This is a genomic window from Pseudomonas moraviensis subsp. stanleyae (genome assembly GCF_036283065.1).
Taxonomy (GTDB): Bacteria; Pseudomonadota; Gammaproteobacteria; order Pseudomonadales; family Pseudomonadaceae; genus Aquipseudomonas; species Aquipseudomonas stanleyae.
Map to the genome: position 1 here is coordinate 1 of NZ_JAADJI010000011.1, position 23,817 is coordinate 23,817.

Sequence of the window (23,817 nt, forward strand, 5' to 3'; positions counted from 1 at the left end):
CTTTTCGCCTTATCACGAACGGCAAACCGACCTTGGCCAGTGTCGCACTCAGCCCGCAGTCTGATAACGTGCGTCTATCGATTGCAGCCGGTATGCTTGGCGCGCATCTTCATGGACGCTTGCTATGACCCTCACAGAATTACGCTACATCGTTACCCTCGCCCAAGAGCAGCACTTCGGCCATGCCGCCGAGCGTTGCCACGTCAGTCAGCCGACGCTGTCGGTGGGCGTGAAGAAACTTGAAGACGAACTCGGTGTGCTGATTTTCGAGCGCAGCAAAAGCGCCGTGCGCCTGACCCCGGTCGGCGAAGGCATCGTCGCCCAGGCGCAGAAAGTGCTGGAGCAGGCCCAGGGCATCCGCGAACTGGCCCAGGCCGGCAAGAACCAGCTGACCGCACCGCTGAAAGTCGGCGCGATCTACACCGTTGGCCCGTACCTGTTCCCGCACCTGATTCCACAACTGCACCGGGTCGCCCCGCAGATGCCGTTGTACATCGAAGAGAACTTCACCCACGTGCTGCGCGACAAACTGCGCAACGGCGAGCTCGACGCGATCATCATCGCCCTGCCGTTCAACGAAGCCGACGTGCTGACTTTGCCGCTGTACGACGAGCCGTTCTATGTGCTCATGCCGGCCCAGCACCCGTGGACCAAGAAAGAATCCATCGACGCCGGCCTGCTCAACGACAAGAGCCTGCTGCTGCTCGGTGAAGGCCATTGCTTCCGCGATCAGGTGCTCGAGGCCTGCCCGACCCTGACCAAGGGCAACGACGGCGCCAAGCACACCACGGTCGAGTCCAGCTCGCTGGAAACCATTCGTCACATGGTCGCGTCCGGCCTGGGCATCTCGATCCTGCCGCTGTCGGCGGTGGACAGCCATCACTACGCCCCCGGCGTAATTGAAGTGCGTCCATTGACCGCGCCGGTGCCGTTTCGCACCGTGGCGATCGCCTGGCGCGCGAGCTTCCCGCGGCCGAAAGCCATCGAGATCCTCGCCGACTCCATTCGCCTGTGCTCGGTGGCCAAGCCTGCCGCACCGGTTACGGCCGGTTAAGCGAGCGTCATGACGGAGCTGTCGCAAGTGTCGGTGACGGCACTCAAGGGTGTCGGCGAGGCCATGGCCGAGAAACTGGCCAAGGTCGGCCTCGAGAATCTGCAGGACGTGCTGTTCCACCTGCCGCTGCGCTATCAGGATCGCACCCGCGTGGTGCCGATCGGCGCGTTGCGGCCGGGACAGGACGCCGTGGTCGAAGGCACCGTCAGCGGCGCCGATGTGGTCATGGGCCGCCGCCGCAGTCTGGTCGTGCGCTTGCAGGACGGCACCGGCGGGCTGAGCCTGCGCTTCTACCATTTCAGCAACGCGCAGAAAGAAGGCCTCAAGCGTGGCACGCGGGTGCGCTGCTACGGCGAAGCCCGGCCCGGCGCATCAGGCCTGGAAATCTACCACCCGGAATACCGCGCGATCACCGGCGACGAACCGCCGCCAGTGGATGAAACCCTGACGCCGGTCTACCCGCTCACCGAGGGCCTGACCCAGCAGCGCCTGCGCCAGTTGTGCATGCAGACCCTGACCCTGCTCAAGCCCAGCACCCTGCCCGATTGGCTGCCGACCGAACTCGCCCGCGACTATCAACTGGCGCCGCTGGCAGACGCGATCCGCTACCTGCACAATCCGCCCGCCGATGCCGACGTCGATGAACTCGCCCTCGGCCATCACTGGGCCCAGCATCGTCTGGCTTTCGAAGAACTGCTCACGCATCAGCTGTCGCAACAACGTCTGCGCGAAAGCATGCGTTCATTGCGCGCGCCGGCCATGCCGAAAGCGACCAAGCTGCCACCGAAATACCTGAAAAACCTCGGCTTCAACCCGACCGGCGCGCAACAGCGCGTCGGCAACGAAATCGCCTACGACCTCAGCCAGCACGAACCGATGCTGCGTCTGATTCAGGGCGACGTGGGCGCGGGCAAAACCGTGGTTGCCGCCCTCGCTGCACTGCAAGCGCTGGAGGCTGGTTATCAGGTCGCGCTGATGGCGCCGACCGAGATCCTCGCCGAACAACACTTCATTACTTTCAAGCGCTGGCTCGAACCGCTGGGCATCGAAGTCGCGTGGCTGGCCGGCAAGCTCAAGGGCAAGAACCGCGTCGCCGCGCTGGAACAGATCGCCAGCGGCACGCCAATGGTGGTCGGCACCCACGCGCTGTTTCAGGACGAAGTACAGTTCAAGAACCTCGCGCTGGTGATCATCGACGAACAGCACCGCTTCGGCGTGCAACAGCGTCTGGCGCTGCGGCAGAAAGGCGTCGGCGGGCGCATGTGCCCGCATCAACTGATCATGACCGCCACGCCGATTCCGCGAACGCTGGCGATGAGCGCCTACGCAGACCTCGACACCTCGATCCTCGACGAGCTGCCGCCCGGGCGAACCCCGGTCAACACCGTGCTGGTCACCGACACGCGCCGCGTCGAAGTCATCGAACGAGTGCGCAGCGCCTGCGCCGAGGGGCGTCAGGCCTATTGGGTGTGCACGCTGATCGAAGAATCCGAAGAGCTGACCTGCCAGGCTGCCGAGACCACTTTCGAGGATCTCACCGCCGCCCTCGGCGAATTGAAGGTCGGGCTGATTCACGGCCGAATGAAACCGGTCGAAAAGGCTGCGGTGATGGCCGAGTTCAAGGCTGGCAACCTGCAACTGCTGGTCGCTACCACCGTTATCGAAGTCGGCGTCGACGTGCCCAACGCCAGTCTGATGATCATCGAAAACCCCGAGCGTCTCGGCCTCGCGCAGCTGCACCAGTTGCGCGGTCGCGTCGGTCGGGGCAGCGCCGCCAGCCACTGCGTGCTGCTTTACCATCCGCCGCTGTCGCAGATCGGTCGCCAGCGCCTGGGCATCATGCGCGAGACCAACGATGGTTTCGTCATCGCCGAAAAGGACCTCGAACTGCGCGGCCCCGGGGAAATGCTCGGCACCCGCCAGACCGGCCTGCTGCAATTCAAGGTCGCCGACCTGATGCGTGACGCCGATTTATTGCCCGCCGTGCGCGATGCCGCCCAGGCTTTGCTGGAGCGCTGGCCGACTCACGTCAGCCCATTGCTTGACCGTTGGCTGCGGCATGGGCAGCAATACGGCCAAGTGTGAGCACCGTCGCAGTTTGTGCAGGATCGTTCCTACAGAGCTGGTTATACTCCTGCCATTGTTTCAAAAACGGATACAGACCATGACTGACGCAGCTCTCGCCCCCGAACTCCCGCACGCGCCGTCTGTAATTCGGCTGCTGCTCGGCAAGCTGGGGATCGCCTACGAAGAAGTGCTCGACCACCACGGCCTCAATGCCTCGCGCAAGGTACAAGCCGTGTTGCTCGACGACGCCGTGGGCGCGCTGATGGTGCTGTTTCCGCAGAGCCAGTTGCTGGACCTTAACCGTCTCGCCGAACTGACCGGCCGCCGCCTGACTGCCGTGTCCACCGAGCGTCTGGAAAAGATGCTCGGCAAACACAACCTGAGCCTGCTGCCGGGCCTGCCGGCGCTGACCAGTTCGCCGTGCCTCTACGAAGAGAGCCTGCTGCGCGAGCCGAAGCTGCTGATCAACTCCGGCGAGCCGGGCCTGCTGCTGGAAATCAGCAGCGAAGACTTCAAGTCGATGCTGACCAAAGCCAGCGCCGCCAACTTCGGCGAAGCCCTGAGCAGCATCCGCCCCAACCTCGACCGCCCGGACGATGACCGCGAGGAAATCACCCAGGCCGTGCAGGCGTTCACCGCGCGGCGCATTCAGCAGCGTCTGGAAGCGACCATCGAGATTCCACCGCTAGCCGAAACCGCGCAAAAAATCATCAAGCTGCGCGTTGATCCGAACGCCACCATCGACGACATCACCGGCGTCGTTGAAACCGACCCGGCGCTGGCCGCGCAAGTGGTGAGCTGGGCGGCGTCGCCGTACTACGCCTCGCCGGGCAAGATTCGTTCGGTGGAAGACGCGATCGTCCGCGTACTGGGCTTCGATCTGGTGATCAACCTCGCGCTGGGCCTGGCCCTCGGCAAGACCCTGAGCCTGCCCAAAGACCACCCGCAACACACCACGCCGTACTGGCAGCAATCAATCTACACCGCCGCCGTCATCGAAGGCCTGACCCGCGCCATGCCGCGCGCCCAGCGCCCGGAAGCCGGCCTGACCTACCTCGCCGGTCTGCTGCACAACTTCGGTTACCTGCTGCTGGCCCACGTGTTCCCACCGCACTTCTCGCTGATCTGCCGCCACCTGGAGGTCAACCCGCACCTGTGCCACAGCTACATCGAGCAACACCTGCTCGGTATCAGCCGCGAACAGATCGGCTCGTGGCTGATGCGCTACTGGGACATGCCCGATGAACTGGCCACCGCCCTGCGCTTCCAGCACGACCCGAGCTACGACGGTGCCTACGCCGAATACCCGAACCTCGTCTGCCTGGCCGTACGCCTGCTGCGTAGTCGTGGCATTGGCTCCGGGCCGGATGAAGACATTCCGGATGCACTGCTCGAACGCGTCGGCCTGACCCGCGATAAAGCTAACGACGTCGTCAGCAAAGTGCTCGAAGCCGAAGTCCTGCTGCGCGAACTGGCCTCGCAGTTCAGCCAGGGCTAAAACGAAACAGGCCCGCTCCCCAGGATTTACACAAATCCCTGTGGGAGCGAGCCTGCTCGCGATGGATCTACCTCGGTCCAACTGACTCATCGCAACCCCTGTGGCGAGGGAGCTTGCTCCCGCTCGACTGCGCAGCCGTCGCAAAACCAGCCGGCAGGGTGTGTCAGGCAAAACTCGGCTTTCAGGATTTGGGGCCGCTCCGCAGCCCAGCGGGAGCAAGCTCCCTCGCCACAAAAGCTCTTCTCATCCAGACTCGGCTCAAGCCTTAGGCTTTGCCTTCCTCGGCTTCAAATACTTCATCAACCCCTGAAACCACATCACCAGCGCCGGATTACCCTTCAACTGGATCGACTTGTCCTGAATCCCCTGCATGAACGCCAACTGCTTGTTCTTCGCCTGCATTGTCGCAAAGCCATAACCGGCATCTTTAAACGCAATCGCAAACGCCGGCTCCGCCACCACGCCAGACTTGCTGGTGATGCGCTGATCCTTGACCACAAAATGCCGCGCCACTTTCCCGTCCAGCGTCTGCAGCTGAAACACCAGATCCTTGTCACCCAACTGCTGCTGGAACGCAGGATTTGTCCGGCTGGCCTTGCCCATCAACAAACCCATCATCCACAGAAGAAAACGAAATTTCATGCGCACAGCCTCAAAAGGAAAATGAACGGCCGGGGCAGTGTAAGGGATTCGGACGATAACGCCAGTATCTGACGCTATTGGAAGAGGATACAGCCAATTTCCCGCACGATGACCGCCAAGTCACGATTCCACACCCAACGTCCTACACCTGTTGAAACACATCCCTGTAGGAGCTGCCGAAGGCTGCGATCTTTTGATCTTCCGCCCTGCGAATCTATGGGAAATTTCCTGCAAAGTGCGGTGCTGTCCGTGAACTAGGCGAGTTGGTGCGGTGGGGATAGGCTCTGTGGGTCGCCGCAAAATCGGTGACTCGGACGTGCAAGTCCAGACTCGTCATGCATTCAGTTATGGCTATTCGCCGAGTGTTTTCCTATGCTCGCGAACTGTTATGGCGGCTGTGTATGGGAGGCCTTCGGGTCTGCCGGTTTCCGAGTCCGGTCTTGCACACCTATACACAGCTGCCACCCTTTCGAAGCAAGCGAAACGGTGTTGGCTCCATAACTCGGAAAATACCTATGATCAAACCAACACCCAATCCCCCAGAAAACCCGGATATTTCACCCTACGAATCTCTGGAATCAAAGAAATTCCACGAAGCCGCCGAGCGCGCCCTCGACCACCATTTCAAACCAGCCGTCGAACCACACCCCAAACGTGAGAACGGCCTCTTCAAACTCTCCCCCGGCACCGATGCCGAAGCCCTCATGGCCAACGCCTCCGAAGACCTCCTGTCCATCAGCGTCATCGCCTGCGACCTCGCCGACGACCTCCACGGCTCCCGCCGCTCGGTTGCACTCGCCCTGAGCAGAATGGCGGACGGCGTGAGATTGATGGTGGAAGGGACACTCGACCAGATAGAAGTGCGAAGCGTGGCGGCCAAGCCGTAGCGAGATTTGCGGATGAAAAAAGGGGACGTTAAGTCCCCTTTTCTGATCCTCAACAACAACGACTAGCGAAAATCCTCCGCACTTTTTGGACGTGTCTCCAACCCGAAAATCGCTGCGCGGTGGATGTACGCATCACCACCCGCATTACAGGACTGTCGAAATACGACCTTGTCGCCCTTGAGTACAGAGAGATAACTGACGAACGCCTGATTAACGAGGTAGGTGTAAACACCGCTTTTGAACTTGATGATGTTCAGGTTCACGCTGCCTTCCGACGCATCCACAACAAAGAATTTGCCCTTGGGCGGCAAAGCCGTCTTCGGATAGCTCATTTCTATTTTGCCCGGCACGCCGTAACGGTACTGAACAGAACCGACCGTGGGTTTGCTGTTCCCTCGCGCACAAATGGAAACCGTCTTGCCACCCTGCAGCGGGCAACTGAAGTAAATATCTTCGTTATCCGAGCACAACGTCCCCTCCCGTCCGCCCTGCAATGGCGCTGTTTCTTGCGAAACGCGTTCTGCTGTTTGAGTGACATCGGCGCAATTGGACAAACACACCAGTTTCGAAAGATCCGGAACATCGCTTTCAGTAAACAGGTACGTCGCTGAACCGTCACGGATGCGGGCGTGATAAACAGGCACACTCACGGCCAGCCCCTTGGCGGATACGGGCACGACCTTATCCTTCCCTGAGACGACCCAGCCTTCAGCACCACCGCACAACGCCTCCAAGGCAACGTCACTGAAGGGTTCTTTCGTTGGCACGGCGAACGGTTTGGCATCACCTCGACAGTCGTAGCCGTGCCAGTAGGGTCCGGTATTCGGATTAATGTCTATCGAGAAGATATAGGCGCCGTCGAGAACTACTGTCCCGCTGTTGTAGGTAAAAACCAACCAACGGCGCGACTTTGCCTGGGAGTAATTTTCGTTCGCCAGGATGTAACGCTCGCCATCTCGATACAGCCAGAAACCACTCATTGCCCCGGCTGATTCCGCCTCCTCTGAAAGACGCTGTCCGGATTTGGCGTCCACAAGAACGTTGTCTCTCAGCGCCAATGCGCAATCGCTGTCAGCGTCCATGCAGGACTTGAGGGACGGGAACATTGGCCCCGCCGCCACAGAGAAAGAACACAGCAATAACGCGATCAAGCCTATTTTTTTCAAACTGCCTCCCTGCATTTGATTTACGGCCCTAATTGAATATGAAAAAGGAACGCTAAGTCCCCTTCCTGAATATTCCCTGCCTCACCATTGGCAACCTGTTTCAGGTTTCGAATCCACGTTGTAATCGTTTTCAAACGAATACTTCTTTGCGGATTTGTAATTCGTATACGACATCGCATCAACCCGGCCACCCTGAGTGACCATCTGATACTCACCTGTCAGTGCGCCATCAACTACTTCAACCCAAGTTGTCGTGTACTGGTAGGGCCGGCCATACACGAGTTCTTCTTGTTCAGTATTGCGATGAACCAAAGTGATGGCCTTCTTCGACTTGCTGTACTTGACGCCAGCACCGCTCCACTTGGCGACAGAATCGTAATAGGTTCTGAACTCGAAATTTATGGGCTTGCCTTCGTGGGATCGGAAGCAAAAAACCTCGGTCGTGACCTCGCTATGAGCCGCCAGAGGAACGAAAGCGAGCAACGCGGAAAACAATGCAGACGAAAATTTCAAACCGAACATCCCTTTAGCGGTTTCATGGGTATCAGCAAACGATTCGGGCCTGTTATGCCCCAGGCTCAAGCGCGCTGCACTTCAGCTCTTTGATTTGCTCGTTCTTGATCGGAATCACACAAGCGAGGCGCTTCTCTCCGAGCCCACGAAGCTCCGTCAAACTGAGCGTCACGTGCAATCCATCATCGGCAAACGCATGATCCTCAAACCCGGCATCGGCATAGTCCGTCCAAAATGCCTTGCCCTCGAAACTGCAAAACCGCTTGGACGAAAGCACTCTCCAACCCACGTTGGGTGCAAGTATCTGCACCGTCAGACATGGGCTGCCAAAAGTGCTGACATAACGTGCCACGACATCGCCGAAGCGCTGGGAGCCGGACAGGTACACCTTGTTGAGATCGACCACATTACCCGGCTCATCAGCGACGATTGTGTCCAAGTAAGCAGCACGTTCCAGACTCAGTCTGGCCATGCAGTTGTTGATCGTCGTGACATGCGCTGCCACCCCAGGCTCGATTTCCGTGGCTTCAAGCGGGCATGTGGTGTCGCGTAGCTTGATCCAGGCGCGCTGAGATTCTCTGGCCATGGCGACCAGTGCCTTGCCCTGCTCAGGGTCGCGCCGTTGTTGAGCCTCAAAGCGTCCCAGCAGTTTCTTGTAGCTGGCATTGAGTTGCGTGTCGGCTTCCTTCCGGGCTGCCTCCACGCACCGATCGACCTGGGCGCTCACGGTGATTTCTTTGCAGTCGTCCTCGGCCATCGCGCAGGAGGCAAACAGGCATCCAAAGGACAACGCGATAAAACGCGCAAACATGTTCAATTTTTCACTCCCTGAATGACGGATCGCTCAACGACACGCTGAGGTATTTTCTGCGCCTTGCCGTCGGCGCTCATCGCGTTGCGGTACTGGCTGTAATAGCGCTGCGCTTCATCTTTGCGATCAAGGCGCCAGAGCGAGTCGGCAATGTTCAACATCAGTACCGTGCGTTTACCAACGGCCTCAACGCCGCGATAAAACTTCAGCGCCAGCTCATCTCTACCGCCCTCGGCCAAATAGAAGGCCAAGTCGTTGAAAGCTTGAACATTGCGCGCCGGTGGGTGACAAGCCATGTAGGACTCTGGACTTATAGTGCGAAGATTGAATGTGAGTTCTTCCACGCGAGATTGCGGCATCTCAATATTTGAGACCTGCTTCAATAAGTCCTTTGGAGACGGCGTCTGCATGACGAGGTCAGGCGCATCCTCTTCCCCGGAAATCCACCGATTGCCCTCCCACTTGCCGTAGCAAAACCTGGCTGCAGGCTGACTGAGCACGCAACCGGTCTCCATCGAAATGACCCCGCAACCCGTTTCCTCTGTCGGGATTTCTTCACCCTCCTGACCAATGACAACGCCATACAGAGTCTGAAGGAGGAGCAATGTTTTCTTGTCGGGACTTAACCAAGCCTCATGCGTTTCAGTACCCACCGCGGGTACATAGAGGGGAAACGTTTTTCCATTGGCGGTAAACGAGGCAACCGCCGACTCCGCAGCAGGCCTGCCCCATGTCTTGTCCTTCAGCGTCACTAAGTGCCCGCCAACCCCCACGATCTGAATATTTTCAGACAAGGCATTGGCTGAAGCTGACAGGCTCATGACAATCATCATCCGCTTAAGGCTGCCCGCGAGAAGACGGTTCATCCACTCACTCCTCATCCATCGGCGACGATTCCACATCGGTCATGCTCAGCAGCCGAAACTCATTGTTCACAAACTCGTAGTAACGCTCCCGATTACCACTTTCCAACGCATTCCCCTGCGCATCTTCTTCACCGTCGAGCGTGATGCCGGACACGATGATCATGCGGCTGTCGGGCTGATAGGCCATGCCGAAGGTGCTGCCATAATAAGCATTGGGCAGACCGCCAACGACTTCCCCAGTCTGAGCATCCAGCACTTCGCCACAAATGGCGCTGCCGCCACAGCCGAGCCTGTGCAGGATGTAATGGCCGGCGAAGTTGACCTTGCCTTTCAGGGCTTGCACCCGTGCCTGATCCATCATAAGGCTGCTGTTTTCTTGCGGCACCAGCTTATGGTTGGGGCCGTTGAAAACTGGCGTGACGGTGTAATCCTTGAAGGCTGGATCGGCAGCGAATGCCATGGACGCGGCAGCCAATATCAAGCTGCCGAGAAGAACCGAAAATCCTTTCACGCTGTAGCTCCGTCGACGTAATGCATTTTGGGGATGTTCATTCGAAGGCAATGCCGCGCACCGCTTTCTTGATTTGCTCGAATTCTTCGTTGCTGATCGCCAACGGGGCGGATGAGCCCGATTCCGCCGAGCCAATCAGCACGTCTTTGCCCCTCAGCAGGCAAAAAGCGATGCGGGTAATGTGCCGTCGTGACTTGTCGTGGAAACCGAAGATGAAACCCGAAGAGTTCTCCCCACCCCATTGTTCGAAGGTGTAGGTGTTCGCACGACCAGCCAGCGAATTCGGCCCCCAACCCTGATCGGTAAGCGTCGCTGGACACCTGCGGTCGTTGTCATCACGCAGGACTTGCATCGCAAACGCATCGTCTGCTGGGGGTTTCGAGTCGGTGAGAAGCGAAAAATACTCCGAGCTTTCACACATCAAACCAAACCACGGCTGGCTCAGGTCGCCATGTTTCTCGAAGTGCCAATCGGTACCACTTGACGTCTGCGCTTGCCACAAGCTGGGGGCGCTGGACGGTTTGGGCAGTTGTTTGGCTGCGATAAATACTGAATAGAAATCGTCGAACTTCAGCCATTGGTTCTGCAGGAGCGGCATGGAGAACCGACACGAACCCATGTCTACAACTGACTCGGTCGGGCCTTGCGCAACCGGCGACTGGCCGGGCTCGTTACCGACCAATACAGGGCCTGCGGCAGTCACATATTCCACCTGTAAAAACGCGACCAGACCAAAGATCAATTCGCGGAGGTATCGTAGTTTCACTTCGCATCCTTCGAATTGATCAATTGCAACTCACCATCCCGATACAACACCTCACAGCCCAACCACGCCGGATCCACCTGCGGCATCACCGCCGACGGCTTGCGCAACTCCCGCAACAACGTCGAGCCATGGGACAAGCGACCACCCATCCGCGCAATCACCGCCCGCGCAGTTTGGTAATGCGCGTGCCGCCCCGGATCGAGGGTGTCTTCGAGCAGGATGTCGGCGCCGAGGATGCCTTGCACCTGCCCCGGATAAATCATGAACCCGGTGGCCTGCTCAGCACCTTCGCGACCGTCCTGCCAGAAGCTGCCATCGCGGGTGCGCACATCCGGATGCGGTGCGAACCAGTGCTCGCGATCCGCCAGCGGCATGGCGTGGTGCAGACGGAAGAAGATGCGCATCAGGTTGTCGCGATACCACTCGCGCACTTGCAGGTAATAACCGCGTAGGCCCGGCAGGCCGCTCGAATGCGCGAGGCGGATCAGAGCTGGCCATTGCGGGAATGCCTGTAACGGCAGTTCGCTCGACGCAGGTCGAGGGGTGGCCGGATCAGTTTCCCACGGCAATCGATGCGGACTGTTTTCAAGATTGTCGTAAGCGGTCGGCGGGCGCCCAAGCCAATCACCGCCGCTGCTGGCCAGCGCCGTGGCGATACACAGATTGCCTTGCACCACGAACACGTAAAACCGGGTGAACCAGTCCGCGAGTTGTTGACCATCGGCACTCTGGGCGACGAGTTCGGCCAGTTCCCGATCGAAGCGCTGCAAGCCGTTTTCAAGATTCAGCAAATGGCCGCGAGCCTTGCGTTGCATACGCAAAAACAGCGGCAACGAACGCAGCATCTTCAGCGGTTGCCACGGCAGATGTGGCGTCGCGCCGCCAACTTCACCCGCGTAGTTATCGGCGCTGATGCCCCAGTCGGCCAGCCTTGCAAGAAACAGATCATTGTTGATATAGGACGCGCCGCCGAACACCGCGGTGAAAGGCTCGTTGTCCTGCAACACCCGCGCATCCCAACGCGCCATGATCGCCGGAATACTCGCGGCTGCTCGGCGCTGGGCGTATTCCACCAGCACGCTCGGTTGCGGCGGCAGGATCTCGGCGATGTTGGCGGCGGTCAGGTGCCGGCGCCAGCCGTAGTCGCTGATCGGTCGGTATTGCAGCAGCCACAATTGCGCGCCGTCCCAAGCCCATTCGACGTCGCCGGGCACGTAGTGGAACACGCGCAACACGTCTTGCAGAAAGCGCCAGAGCAGATCTTCGGTCAAGCCGTGGGATGGCGTGAACGTGCCGCTGCGCCAGGCATCGCCGAGCCGCGAAAGCGTTGCCCGCGAGGGGCTGACGTGACCGTCGGCCAGCGATTCAAGATGACCTTCAACCCACTCCAGTTCTACCGAGAGATGGCGCACGAACGCGATCCCGGAAACTAGCGGCGTGATGAAGCGCTGCACCACCACTTCCTCGACGCCTTCGGCCGTGAGTTCGGCGATGCGTGTTGGCACGTTGGCGGTCGGCTCGCGCAGATAGGTTGTGCTCAAACCGGCATTCGCCGAATCGGCCTGATCTTCGCCATAACTGGAGGAGCGCACCGCCCAGGTCACATCAGGTTGAGCAGCGAGAAATGCCGGCAGACGCGGATCGCTGCAATCGTTGAGCGTCAGTGCCGCCGGCACTGGTTGCCGCGCCAGTTCAGCCAGGCGCAAACGCCCGCCCTTGGTGTGCGCGACAAACCCGCGCTCGCCCGACTCCAGCCACTGCGCGAACTGCGCGGGCGAGTCGATCCACGGGTAATGACCCCAGCCGGATTTGAGACTGATGGTCAGATCAGCGCGCGCAAGAATCGCCGACCACGCCGCCGCTTGCTCGATGCCGAGCACCGCGTCCTGATCGCCCCAGACCAATTCGACTGGATCGGTGATCCACTCCAGCAGTGGCAGCGCGGTGTCGGCGCGAATCAGATCCCAATGCGGCACGAACGCACGGCAGCGCGCATAGCCGGCGCCCATGCGCTGGTACTGCGCGGGTGTCCAAGTCTGGTTGGAAAACTTGCGGGCGAACAGCGTGGGTTTGTTCGACAGCAGCCAGTGGATGGTCTTGCGGATCGGCAGCGGTGACATCAGCGCCGGCAATCGACGCTGCCACAAAAATGCCCCAACCGGCGCCAACAGAACACTGCGCGAAAAGTGCCCGGGCCGACGCTGCAACGCGTGCAGCACCAGCAACGCATTGACCCCGACTGCCATGATCGCGCTGCCCTTCTGCGTCATCGCCAACAAGGTCTGCGCGTAGTCCGCCAGATCCTCGCAGGGTGGCAGCGGATTGGCGCCGAAGCCCGGCAACTCCAGCGGCACCACGTCGTAGCGCTGGAAGTGTGGCAGCGCGTCGTCCCACCAATCGGCAGCGCTACCGTTGCCGGCCAGCAGGTACATCAAGGGCTTGCTCATGAGCGATCCTCAGGTCAGATCGCGCAGAGCGGCGTCGAGGGTTGGATAGCGAAACGTGTAGCCAGCCTCGGTCAAACGCTGCGGCACCACGCGCTGACCGTCGAAGAACAACTGCGCCATCTCCCCCGCCATGGCACGCACTGGCGCGGCGGGAATGTGCAACCACACCGGACGCTTGAGGACCTTGCCAGCCTGCTCGGCAAACGCGGCCTGACTGACCGTTTCGGGCGCGACCATGTTGTAGGTGCCACGCAGATTTTCGTCGTTGAAAGCCCGCGCGATCACCTGAAGCACATCGTCGCGATGCACCCAGCTCATGATCTGCTGACCGTCACCCATGCGCCCGCCGAAACCCAGGCGGAACGGCAGCAGCAACGGCGTCAACGCACCGCCGGGGCCGAAGACCACGCCAAGACGCAGCACCACTTGACGCACACCAAACTCGGCCGCCGGTTGCGCGGCGGCTTCCCAACGCGCACAGAGTTCGGCCATGAAACCGTCACCCTTGCTAGCGTGTTCGTCGAGGCTTTCGCTGGCATCGCGCACGCCGTAGAAACCGATGGCCGAGGCTTGAATCCATAGGGCTGGTTTGTGCTTGGCGTCCTTCAGCCAGGTCATCAACGCTTCGGTGGTGCCGACTCGACTGGCGAGCAGTTGCGCCTGACGCTTGGGAGTCCAGCGTGGGCCGGCGACGGGTGCGCCGGCGAGATTGATGATTACGTCGAAGGCTTCGTCGTGGCTAAGCTCGCTGAGCGAATGCACACAGCGGATGCGACCGTTGAATAGATTGGCCGCGGTCAATGGATCGCGCGTTAGAACGCTGACCGAATGGCCGGCATCGAGCATTAGGTTGACCAAGGCTTCGCCGATAAAACCGGTGCCGCCGGTGATTAGCACTCGTTTGTAGGCGCCATCGGAAAACGGGTTGGATTGGCTCGGTGCCTTTACTGAAGGGGATTTTCGGCGGTCATGCCGATACAGCCAGAACAACGGAGGCAACAACACCAGCAACGCAAAACCGTCGAGCCAAAGGTGCGACCAAACCTGTTGTTGCGCAGACAGCCACATGTCCTGCGGCGCCCATAACAGGATGCCGGCGATCAACCAGCCCCAGACTGCCGGGTTTTTCAAGCGATTGCCCAAGTGAACCAGCGCGAGCATGTACAGCGAATAACTTTGCAGCGTCGCGCCGAACAGCGCGAGCCACCAGACTTGTTGTTCGTGGCCGGCCAAAGGGACCGCATCGGCACCCCAGAACGACAGTTCGAGGATTCGCAGGTAGCCATCGAGAAAGCCGGAGTCACCAGCCCAGGTCAGGGTAAGACCGGCGAGGATGTGCGTGATCGCAGCGGCATATAGCCAAAGCACCAACGCAGGGCGAAGCGAGGAAAAAGGGGCTGGCATTCCGTATCCTGAGCGCGTTCCTTGGGGGTGGGAAGTTTAAAGGAATGCGCAGGGTTTCGGGGGTTGTCAGTAGCAGTAGCTGGGTTTGATTGGTGTGGTCGAGTTTTTCTTTAACTCATCCAAACGATTGATCGATCCTTTACTTCCCTTTGCCGCGCCCATTTCATAACAGGCCACAGCACGGGACAAATCCTTGGTCACCAGTTCCCCCCGCTCGAAAGCGGAGCCTAAAGCACCCAACGCGTGGACGCTGCCCATGGTCGCAGCCCGGATCATTGATTCTTCAGCCAACGCTGGATGTTGGCATGAACCTGTTCCAGCCAATGTGTTGCCGTCGCAGTAATAGAGCGAGAGCATCAGTGCGCCTTCGGGCGAAGTAGCCGCTGCAGCTTTGATCAACGCCTCCAATTTATTCGTTGGCAACTGCGGCGCCATGCCCGAAAGGCTCAAACTTGCTGCACTCAAACTGGATTCCGGATCTCCGGAACGCGCTGCGCAAAGGTCATTTTCCAGTGACGCCTCGAAAAGCTCTGCAGTGAGACGGTACTGCTCCAGTCCTCCCAAATTACCGAAGGCGTTGGCACGTTGGCGGCAGAAATTCTCCTCAACACTCAACTTGGGCTTGCTCGCCACTATCAAGTCTTTCTCACTAATCGACCAATCCTCAACCCCCTCAAGCACCCAACATGCCTGACGAGAGAAGTTGAAGATCTTGATATTGCTGTTACCCGCCCGTTTATCCACAACGTTGACGTGACTGTCATCGACCTCTTCGATCTCGACTACAGGTGTCTTGCCGGGTGTGATTGCAGCCATCAGCGGATAGGTGAACGTTGTTCCACTAACACCCGAGGTCGAAGGCTCAAAGGTGCTTCGATCCTTCCCAGCTACCGGTTTCAACACCAGCGACTTAACCGTCATTGCGGTAAGACGGCGTTGTGATTCGCTATTGGCGGAAAACGCTGTCAGGAAAGCAGGAAACTCCTCCGAAGGACAAGCGCCGCTGGCCGGCGCCGTCGAAGCGCTCTTGTCGGATGCTAAAGCAGGGACAATCTTGTCCAGATACGCCGAACGCTCTCGGCTCATCCTGGCGATGCAAGAGTTAACGGCGAACACATGCGCCGGCATCCCCGTCTCGATTTCGAATGCCTCCAAAGGGCAGTTCGCATCGCGCAACTTCAACCACGCACGTTGCGACTCTTTGACCTTCGCGGCGTACTCCGCGCCCAATGCCGGATCTGCTCGATAGTCAGACTCAAGCCGCGTCATCAACTGCTTGTAACTGACATTCAACTGCGCATCGGCAGCCTTCTTCGCCGCCTCCGAGCAGGGAACCATTTCCAGGCTTGAGGTGACATGGCTGCAATCGTCCTGCGCATAGGCCGCTGAAGCCGGCAGCAGTACGGCCAGCAGGGTTAAAACAAAACGGTTCACTGTGTTCATCCTTGAGTCATTCAGGCTTTGCGTTTGGTGAATCGGGTGATGCATTACTTTGGGATGTTCGTTTCCCAGTAAGTGCTGAGCAACGCTTTGCGTTTTTTGTCGACGCGCAGGTTAACGAAGCCATCGCCGCAGTCCGGCTGTAACTCTTCGAAGGTGCCGGTTTTGGCTTGATAAATGAACACTCGGTAGTAGTTATAAGTGCCCATGCCGTCATCGAGCTGCCAGATCGCGAAATCCTTGTCGCCGTCAAAATTGAAATCGTCGAACTGCATGTGGAGTTCGTTCTCGGCTTCAAAAGCGATGGTTCGCGACTCGCTGTGCGTTTCGCTTTTAACCGCGATGTTCAGTTTGGAGCCTTCGAAAATCAGCGTCGCGTCGACGCCTTTGGTTGCACTGAACGTGGTGGTTTGGGCCCACCCCGGGATCGTCCACATCAGGCCGAGCAGTGATACCGCCAGAGTTTTGAATTGCATGTGCTCGCCCTACTCCTCCCCGTGAAACGCGGCTCGTCTCAATTGCAGTTTTCTCGAGATTTCGCTGACTGTGGAATACGTTCACCCTTTCCGTTCGTTGTCATTTTAACGATGTATTCCTTATAAAGCGGACATGCGTCGGACTTCATTCCGATATCCCAATAAGCATCTGCCAAATTCAATATCGCAACGACTCTCTCCGGAAATTTTTTATGAATCTCCCTCAAAAGCAAAGCAGCTAAAACATTGTTTCTGCTACGATACAAATAATAAGCATAGTCATTTAGAGGTCCGACATTATCATTGGAAATTATCAAAGTTAGCTCATACACCAGCTCTTGAGGAACACTCCTCTTTACCTTGTTCCCGCTATCATCAATCGCATAAAATAATTCTCCTTTTTCGCCCTGAGGAAGCTTATCAAGAATATATTTGAAGTCTTTCCTGATTTCTGCAAGCTGATCCTCATTACTCAAATAGCTAAAATTTGGCCCATTTTCGGAGAACTGAGAAAACAGGGTGCAACACGCCACTCGCTGAATATTGAACTTCTGCGGAAATAGTGCTTCAACTGGTACCCGCTCACCACCCAAAGTATATTTTTCATCTCTACTAGGTTCCGCCCAATTAGATTTTTTATAGAGAACCCAGTCTTTCCGCGCCGAATTCCATTTAAAACTATACTGTGTAAGATCAGTATTACGAGTATAAAAATCCAGCAACAACGAAAACTCACCTGGTAGATAACCTACAGATAACCCACCGTCTCCAAGTTCAAAAACCCCCGAAACTGACTTGTTACCCCCACCAATATCTATAGAAGTTCGCGAAATTGTACCGTCATCCTCAAGTGGTCTAACATCATACGGATCGCAGATTCCATCCCCATTCAGGTCAGCCTCGCAGCTAGAGCTCGCATTGACCTCTGACGCCAAGAGCGCGAAAACTAAAAAAGCTACCACCCTCATTCCAAGGTCCCCTCAAGTGCAACTATTCGCGCTCCGGCGTATTGTTTAGCCGCTGAAAATAAAAATGGACAACAAAGGGGACAGATTTATTTGGGCTCAACGATAAAGCAAACGGATAAATAAATCCGACCCCTTTACCAGCTTCCTTTACCACCTGACTTAAATTGCCAATGCGGTGACGTATGCGCTGGATCATCTGGAAGACTAGATGGCGGTGAAGCAGGAAGTAAAACCGCAAGAAGATACACGGGACGGATTCAGCTAAAAATGAACCGCCCCGTTTTCTCTATTGCCGCGCACACAACTTTTAATGTTTTTTATCCTGCAAGCTAAAGTAATTTTTAATGCTCGCCGCATCTTTATAAGCACAGACCACTTTATTTCCCGTAACCAGATCTGCCCCCTCCATACAATTATCTAGAGCTGGGTCAGGCAAATCGCCACTAAAATGAAGCAAGGATACACTTCCACCATCTCTCCTTATTGGGAACTCCATTACCGAATAAGCAAAACCGTCAAATGCCGAGTTCGACAATTCTCTTTTTATCAATACAAACATAGACTTTCCGGCTCTCGCAGGGGACTTCCACTCGTAGAAAAATACAGAAGCGATCTGATCCCCCTCAACCTTCCAAACATAGTTTAGAGAGGGTTTACCGGAGCTCAATGATGAGTAATATATCTCAGCATCGGCAACATGCTCTTCTTTAGCTATCGCCTTCAGACTATTTTTCAAAAAAAATACAGCGATCTTTTCTTCGCCCAAAGAGGCTACCACCGTAGGATGGAATTCACCTATTGTGGGTGCGGCGCCCGCGAACACATTGGACGCTACGAAACCAAAAACTACATACGGAATAAAATGCCGCTTAAATAGAGTTAAATATTTTTTCAACTTTATATATCCTTTTTAGGAAAAAATGGAACAGACCACGTTTTTCGTGGCAAATACTAAAACCGTGATCTGTCCTCATTTCACCCAAAGAGCTGCCCGCGGGACGGACTAAAAAAATAAATCGTCCCTTTGATTACGATCGCTCTAAAACTCTCTTAGGAATTTTCATGGCTTTTCCCGACTGCTGCATCATAGAGATATATTTTTTATAGTTCTCTGCAGCCAAATCTTTTTGGCTCAACCCCCAATATGCATCAGCTATATTCAAGTAAGCGACAGTTCTCTCTGGTTTTTCAGAAATCACCTTTCTTAGTAGTTCAACCGATTCTGAATAATATCCTGCCTCAGCAAACAAAAATCCGAGATCATTGGACCAACCCACCATGTCAGGATAGAAATACGCTTCAGCTATGTAGCTTTCAGGTGCACACGACTCACTACTGCCCCCATCGGCAACAAGATAACCCATAGATTCTATGAGCTTATTTTTATCATTATTTTTGTATGCAACGAGTGCTTGGTCTGCCGTCGAGACAACAAAGGATGACATGAGTTTTTCACCTTTCACCCGCCCCGCCTGAATGTCCAAATTTAACTTTTGAAGATATTCAAATGCAGTCGCACCGTCGAAATCTTCAAGTGATTTAGAAATCAAAACATTCAGAGGTAAAGTATAAGCACTCTTAAGAGATCTATCGCACGATTCATTATTAACCGTATAGACAATCCGGCTAACTGCCACACTTTTGCGAGTAGCATCATATTCAAATTGAACATTAAAATTCTGCGACGTTTGGTCTTCTTTTTTTGTAATCAAATTCAAAACATCTCCCACAACGTGAGCGTCTGAATTGAAGGTGTATATTTCCCCTTGAGAATCCACAACACCTATAGTTTTATCGACGCCTTTAACAACAGAAACATTGAAGCCGTCATAACTTTTAGGCGAATACACATTATTAATTTTCGCCAATGCCGATTTTGCGCTCAATATAACCGAGTCTTTCCCAGACACCTCAGCAACCAAGACTAGTTTGTCGGGAAGTGCAGCATCGTCATTTTTTACGACCAGGAGTCTTGGAAACTTTAATCCAGGAACCAAACCAACATCAAACTGTTTCTTCACCATTTCTGCAGGAGGAAGACTATCGTTTGCAGTACCAAGTGAAGACTGGCCAGCAAAAAAAATAAATAAAAAAATCTGTAGACACCAAAATTTTTTTAAAATAATCATTTATTAAGCTCCTGATAAATCGCTGTAAAATTAGTCCTGCGCTCCGCATAACTATCAGTATGCTTATTAACTACTTCTGTAATTTTATTAGTAGAGTCCGTATTTGGCGCGACTAGATTATTTATATTATTTACATCCCAAAACCCCATAGCCGATAATAATCCTATTTTTGTATCCAGCAACTGGTCTGGATTGGAAACCATTTCAATGGTTTCCTCAGGTATTTTTTGCTTTAAGCGGTCCTCTACCGCTTGATAGTTTGATTTCCACGTCAGCTGAATAAAACCTTTGCCTTTATACTTCTTACCTTCTTCACAGCCACCCGCAGTCAATACAAATCCACCTTGAACTGAGTTGCAGCAATAAATACGCTTCGCGATCTCGTCTTCATTTGGGAATTGAGAATATGCTTTATTTTTACGAATCGTATAGGCGCTCTTTGCCGCAGGGCTTAGTGCATTATACTGCGCCATTGTAATGCGTTTATATCCATACAGTTCAGCTTCCGCAGGATATGTGTTGAAATACCTTCCAAACTTAGACCTGAGAGCTTCAGCTGAATACCAAAGATCCTCTACCTTACCTACCAAGGCGCTACCAACCTCGGTCTTCACTTGAGCAAAAAACTGAGCCATTTTCGGCGCGGTATTAATTTCAAATCGATCAGCATACTTATTAAATAACCCCCTTACCTCCTCACGCTTTTGATCGGTAGAGTCTGGGAACATTTTCTTCATTTGATCGAAAGAGATCAGTTCCGCGGCCGATGAAGTAAACCCAGCTATGAACTCTATCGGATGAAAGTGCCAAACTAGACTGGATTCAACTGACGCTTTTCCAGATAGCTCATCCCAGAAGATAAATTTATCTATCCTCTCTTTTTCATGAGCCTTTAATTTTGGCGAATGCTCTAAAATATCATCCAGCCGAGCCCATTTTGGTTGATTAGCTCTATCTTTCCATTCCGTTGGATGCTTGGCGACAAGCTTTGACCATTGAGAGCGTGTATCAGTATCCTTCAACGCGTCGGCCAACTCTGATGCGTCTATCTCTTTATTATTATCTTTATCGATTTTTTCAAACAATCTTTTGAAGAAAACGGGCATATCGTTTGGATCGAGAAATCCATCAGCAGCAGCGTTTGACTCCTCCACTATCTGAAAGCCCAGCTTCGCCCAATCATGCTGCGATATTAAAGTGGCGCCAGCCTTACGTACTAAACCGGCCACGTTTTGCCCTTCGTCTATTACATTGATCTCATACCACTCTTGTGTATCTTTATAAATCGGCGCTTTGCTTAACTCTACAGCATGCAGTTCTTTCAGAGAAACTTCCCCAGTGGCTGGGGCCTTTAACTTAACCAGAGAGTTTTTGGCTAAATACAAATACTGTCTGCCAACTTTTAAGGCAGCAGTATTATTCAAAAAGTCTTCTATACCTGTATCAGCGGTAAAAATTTCTATATGGGCTTGGAACTTACTACTAACCTCCCCAGCTTCAGTGACATTCTCCATTTGCCCAAGGTAACCGACAGGATCTCCCGCCTTAATTCCAATTCCTATGTTCAAAACAGTGTCAACAGATGCCGGTTCAGCTACACTCCATTTTAGAACATTATTTTCCGAAGTATTTTCAACACACGCCCAGAATGTCGGTGGCACATTTCCTGTGGCGACCGGACCACCACTCACCAGCGTGCATTCGGCCATACGCTGCAGGGATGGCCCGACAACTAAATTCAAAACTTTTTGACTATCAAAAGCTACGACGCTGTTCATCATCAACTGCAAGGCACCGAGCGAAGCACCCGCTGGCTTGCCATTAGTAGGATCTGACGGTGCACCGAAAAGGGGAAGCTTATTAACTACTGTCCCATGAACCTTGCCCTGCCAATAGGTTGGCCGCTCTCGCTCTGGTACCTTTTCTTCCAACCAAACTCTATCACCGGCGTTGTTTTTATAGGGTTCGCCGGCCTTTAAGTACGCAAACCAGACTTCACTCCCTACTTCTCGTGTCTTTTGTGAGTTTAGCTGCACACTTCCAGATATGATTTTACCTTTAGCATAAATTCGGTCTGTACCCGCGACCGGACTTTGATCTAAGATTTCAAGTTTCGAGTCTTTATTTAACTTACCCACAGACACAATACTAGATGACACTGGCAATTCGTCATATGCTTTAAAATCATTGACCTGCATTGTCACTTTCGGCTTAGGCGCTTCCTCAGGAGGTATAGGATAACGATCAAACGGTAGCAAATGCATATATAGGCTATAGAATGTCAGCTTATTTTGCTTCCCCTTATTCGCCCCTTCTTCTGGATTAGGTGCAGACTTATACTCGTGCCGGACCAGACAGAAAGAATTCGAATACTTTAATTTTTTTGAACTCCCACCTGCATCAAATGATGATTCTAGATATTCTTTATTTAGGCGATAAGCAACGACTTCACCATCAGCCATACACCGTAATGGTTCATCCAATACACATTGGGGAGCGCTTGCATTGCTAACATGTAGTCCGCCATGCCAGAATTTGTTACTACCCAACAAATAATGACCAGATACTTCGCTCTCTAGTACCTTATATACTTCGTCAGCCCCAGTGAACTGCTTGCCATCTGGTTTACGGAATGGATATTGGAAGCTCATCAGCGGAGCTGGGCCTGCCGGTGCAGGGGCCGGCGCAGGAGTGGGTGCGGGGGCTGGTTGTGCGCCTCTGAATTGGGGCTTTGGGCGTAAAAACTTTTCAGGCATTGGCCAGTAACCACTACCCGCCCCATATTTGGCAGATTTCGGTCCGTTTGAAGACTGTGAACCGAAGAAATTCCCCCGATCTCGAACAGGCGATCCGGAGATGTCTTCGATGACCCCCGTGTGCCCATGAAAGTTTATCCACAGCGCAATATCGCCAGGCTGTACTTCCGCAAGCGGGATTACATCAAAAAAAGTAGTGTCGGCATTTAACCCCGATGTTGTGAGGTAAGGGATCGTATACCCCGCATCCTTCAGCATTCGATACAGAAGCCCGGAGCAGTCGATTTCCTTCTTGCCATCGTTATCATGGTCAGTCTCGCCCTTGAAAGGGCCGTACTCGTAACCAGTGCGATATTGCTGCCTTTGTTCAAGTAGTCCTGTGCTCATCAAAAGCTTCCTGCTTCAAAACATTGAATAGAGTTATCGCTGACGACCCCTCGGGCTGCCAAGCGCTCAACCAAAGCGGTAGCCGTCTTAGGGTCGGTTTTCTGAATCTTCCGGTAACACGCCATTGCACGAGGCAAGTCAGCAGCTACGAGGGCTCCCGCTTCGTACACTTCCCCTAATCGAATCAGTGCGTTAGTCGAACCTAGACGGGCGGCACGCTCCAATGTCGCTATTGATTCTTTGGGGTTAATACAACCGTGATTTTCGTCGTACTCGCCTTCATCGCAATAAAAATCTGCGAGAGTCAAGCCGGCATCCGGGACTTGTTCTGAAGCTTGAATCAACAACGCTAGGATTCTGGAATTCTCCAAGCGTGGCGCTTGTCCAGAAAGACTGATCCCCGCGGCAGCGAATGCTGCTTGCGCCGAACCCTTCCGAGCGCCATCTAAATAGCTATCCAATGCCGCAGCGTACAAATAGATTCCTGATTCGGGAGACGCCTTGTTGACCAACCTGTCGAATATGACGCCTTTTTTGAGTTCCAGCTCACCGGGCGCTAGTTTCTCAGACTGAGTGATCTCTTCCATCACCGCATCGATTGCCCAGTCCTCCACTCGACTCAGAGCCCAGCAATCACTGTGTTTGAAGACGAAAATCTTCAAAAAATGGCCCGCCTCATCACGGACGACCACCCTGTCAGGCACCTGGGTTTCAATAGTGAGACCTGATTTGGCAGCATTTTCCGGAAGCAGCACCTTCAACTCATCGCCGGCTATCGCGCTCAAGCTCCGTTCGATGACCTTCGGTATTTTCCCATCAGCTATCACGTGAATATGCTTCACTGGAGACGTAATAAACGCTTTCTGTGTCTCTAAGTCCGATGAAAAAATTTTGACGAAATCAGCAAAATTGCTGCTTGGGCATTGGGCGGCGCTGGACGAAGAGGCAAAGACACCCGAACTCATCCCCAAGGTCAGCAGTGCAATGGAAAACCACTTCATCTGCCTTACGTACTTATTGGTTATCATC

General features: G+C 54.7%; 20 protein-coding genes. 4 read left to right on the forward strand and 16 right to left on the reverse strand.

The genetic code is table 11. The annotated features are described in order from the left end of the window. Positions 1-124: 124 nt before the first annotated feature. From GXB78_RS20090 to GXB78_RS20100, 3 genes are all read left to right on the forward strand, one after another. A complete protein-coding gene (locus tag GXB78_RS20090; RefSeq protein WP_024014805.1) occupies positions 125-1,054 on the forward strand; it encodes a hydrogen peroxide-inducible genes activator in 930 nt (309 codons plus the stop codon). Positions 1,055-1,063: 9 nt separating this feature from the next. Beyond that, on the forward strand, positions 1,064-3,139 hold the full coding sequence (gene recG, locus GXB78_RS20095; RefSeq protein ID WP_041476627.1) for an ATP-dependent DNA helicase RecG: 2,076 nt from the start codon (positions 1,064-1,066) through the stop codon (positions 3,137-3,139). A 79-nt stretch (positions 3,140-3,218) separates the two neighbouring features. Next, positions 3,219-4,619, forward strand: a complete 1,401-nt coding sequence (locus tag GXB78_RS20100) for an aminoacyl-tRNA deacylase and HDOD domain-containing protein (RefSeq protein WP_329516695.1) — start codon at positions 3,219-3,221, stop codon at positions 4,617-4,619. Positions 4,620-4,877: 258 nt separating this feature from the next. Here GXB78_RS20100 and GXB78_RS20105 read toward each other — a convergent pair whose 3' ends face one another. Then, a complete protein-coding gene (locus tag GXB78_RS20105; RefSeq protein ID WP_039757355.1) occupies positions 4,878-5,261 on the reverse strand; it encodes a helicase in 384 nt (127 codons plus the stop codon). A gap of 515 nt (positions 5,262-5,776) precedes the next feature. On the opposite strand from GXB78_RS20105, the gene GXB78_RS20110 reads away from it, so the two are divergent. After that, positions 5,777-6,148 carry a DUF6124 family protein gene (locus tag GXB78_RS20110; protein ID WP_016985802.1) on the forward strand — a complete coding sequence of 124 codons (372 nt, stop codon included), beginning with the start codon at positions 5,777-5,779 and terminating at the stop codon, positions 6,146-6,148. A gap of 62 nt (positions 6,149-6,210) precedes the next feature. On the opposite strand, the gene GXB78_RS20115 is transcribed toward GXB78_RS20110, so the two are convergent. From GXB78_RS20115 to GXB78_RS20185, 15 genes are all read right to left on the reverse strand, one after another. Then, positions 6,211-7,314, reverse strand: coding sequence for a hypothetical protein (locus GXB78_RS20115; RefSeq protein WP_329516696.1), 1,104 nt, complete (start codon positions 7,312-7,314; stop codon positions 6,211-6,213). 81 nt (positions 7,315-7,395) lie between these two features. Then, the gene (locus GXB78_RS20120) at positions 7,396-7,896 is read right to left on the reverse strand and encodes a hypothetical protein (protein WP_408005141.1); all 501 of its coding nucleotides are present in this window, start codon (positions 7,894-7,896) and stop codon (positions 7,396-7,398) included. Then, the gene (locus GXB78_RS20125) at positions 7,880-8,638 is read right to left on the reverse strand and encodes a lysozyme inhibitor LprI family protein (RefSeq protein WP_329516879.1); all 759 of its coding nucleotides are present in this window, start codon (positions 8,636-8,638) and stop codon (positions 7,880-7,882) included. The genes GXB78_RS20120 and GXB78_RS20125 overlap by 17 nt, the downstream gene beginning before the upstream one ends. Before the next feature lie 2 nt (positions 8,639-8,640). Next, positions 8,641-9,504, reverse strand: coding sequence for a tetratricopeptide repeat protein (locus GXB78_RS20130; RefSeq protein ID WP_329516697.1), 864 nt, complete (start codon positions 9,502-9,504; stop codon positions 8,641-8,643). Between the two features lie 4 nt (positions 9,505-9,508). Continuing rightward, the gene (locus GXB78_RS20135; protein ID WP_329516880.1) at positions 9,509-9,964 is read right to left on the reverse strand and encodes a hypothetical protein; all 456 of its coding nucleotides are present in this window, start codon (positions 9,962-9,964) and stop codon (positions 9,509-9,511) included. An 88-nt stretch (positions 9,965-10,052) separates the two neighbouring features. Continuing rightward, positions 10,053-10,757 carry a hypothetical protein gene (locus GXB78_RS20140; RefSeq protein ID WP_329516698.1) on the reverse strand — a complete coding sequence of 235 codons (705 nt, stop codon included), beginning with the start codon at positions 10,755-10,757 and terminating at the stop codon, positions 10,053-10,055. Between the two features lie 20 nt (positions 10,758-10,777). Beyond that, positions 10,778-13,228, reverse strand: coding sequence for an alpha/beta hydrolase (locus tag GXB78_RS20145; protein ID WP_329516699.1), 2,451 nt, complete (start codon positions 13,226-13,228; stop codon positions 10,778-10,780). A gap of 9 nt (positions 13,229-13,237) precedes the next feature. After that, complete coding sequence (locus GXB78_RS20150) at positions 13,238-14,632, reverse strand: TIGR01777 family oxidoreductase (RefSeq protein WP_329516700.1); 1,395 nt, start codon at positions 14,630-14,632, stop codon at positions 13,238-13,240. Between the two features lie 66 nt (positions 14,633-14,698). Then, positions 14,699-16,066 (reverse strand): lysozyme inhibitor LprI family protein, encoded by a 1,368-nt coding sequence (locus GXB78_RS20155; protein WP_329516701.1) that lies wholly within the window; start codon positions 16,064-16,066, stop codon positions 14,699-14,701. Between the two features lie 53 nt (positions 16,067-16,119). Next, on the reverse strand, positions 16,120-16,548 hold the full coding sequence (locus GXB78_RS20160) for an XAC2610-related protein (protein WP_329516702.1): 429 nt from the start codon (positions 16,546-16,548) through the stop codon (positions 16,120-16,122). Between the two features lie 38 nt (positions 16,549-16,586). Then, positions 16,587-17,516: a tetratricopeptide repeat protein gene (locus GXB78_RS20165; RefSeq protein WP_329516703.1), complete on the reverse strand. Its 930-nt coding sequence runs from the start codon at positions 17,514-17,516 to the stop codon at positions 16,587-16,589. Positions 17,517-17,823: 307 nt separating this feature from the next. Beyond that, the gene (locus GXB78_RS20170; RefSeq protein WP_329516704.1) at positions 17,824-18,411 is read right to left on the reverse strand and encodes a hypothetical protein; all 588 of its coding nucleotides are present in this window, start codon (positions 18,409-18,411) and stop codon (positions 17,824-17,826) included. Positions 18,412-18,544: 133 nt separating this feature from the next. Beyond that, on the reverse strand, positions 18,545-19,645 hold the full coding sequence (locus tag GXB78_RS20175; protein WP_329516705.1) for a tetratricopeptide repeat protein: 1,101 nt from the start codon (positions 19,643-19,645) through the stop codon (positions 18,545-18,547). Beyond that, entirely contained in the window at positions 19,642-22,788 is a 3,147-nt protein-coding gene (locus tag GXB78_RS20180; protein ID WP_329516706.1) for a hypothetical protein, read from the reverse strand. Before GXB78_RS20180 ends, GXB78_RS20175 begins: the two co-directional genes overlap by 4 nt. Continuing rightward, positions 22,788-23,816, reverse strand: coding sequence for an SEL1-like repeat protein (locus GXB78_RS20185; protein WP_329516707.1), 1,029 nt, complete (start codon positions 23,814-23,816; stop codon positions 22,788-22,790). Before GXB78_RS20185 ends, GXB78_RS20180 begins: the two co-directional genes overlap by 1 nt. Position 23,817: the final 1 nt, after the last annotated feature.